The 512-nt window shown below is 56.2% G+C and carries 1 protein-coding gene; it reads left to right on the top strand.

Annotated features, from left to right (window positions below):
* On the top strand, positions 1-512 hold a 512-nt coding region (locus AWB68_RS46190; protein ID WP_143282110.1), incomplete at both ends, for an ATP-binding response regulator.

Raw genomic sequence — 512 nt, 5'->3', positions numbered from 1 at the left:
GACCGCTCCCTGTTCAAGCGGGCATTGTCCAATCTTGTATCGAATGCGATCAAGAACACCTCAGCGGGGGGAGTCGTAATCGGCTGGGTGCTGATTGGGGAACGGCTTCGCATAGACGTATGGGACACAGGCGTCGGCATCTCGCCCGCGCATCGGGATGCGATATTCGCCGAGTACTATCAGATTAACAATTCTGGCCGCGACCGGTCGAAAGGCCTTGGACTTGGGTTGTCTATCGTCAATCGGGTTGTCGGAATTCTGCCGAAGCACAGCATGCGTTTCTGGTCGGTCGAAGGGCGCGGGTCACGTTTTTCCCTGTACGCTCCGATATCGAAAATCATACCTGTCGTCGAGACGGACGATCGAACGGATGGCAAGTGCACGTCCATCCTTAAGGGCAAATACATCCTGCTTTGCGACGACGAACCGACCGTTCTCGAGGGCCTGCGGCGACTGTTCCTCAGTGCTGGCGCACTGGTGGATTCTGCCGAGTCAATAAAGGGATTCGAAGC

Origin of the sequence: Caballeronia choica (assembly GCF_001544535.1) — a bacterium.
Taxonomy (GTDB): domain Bacteria; phylum Pseudomonadota; class Gammaproteobacteria; order Burkholderiales; family Burkholderiaceae; genus Caballeronia; species Caballeronia choica.
This window is presented reverse-complemented; position numbering and strand designations above follow the sequence as displayed.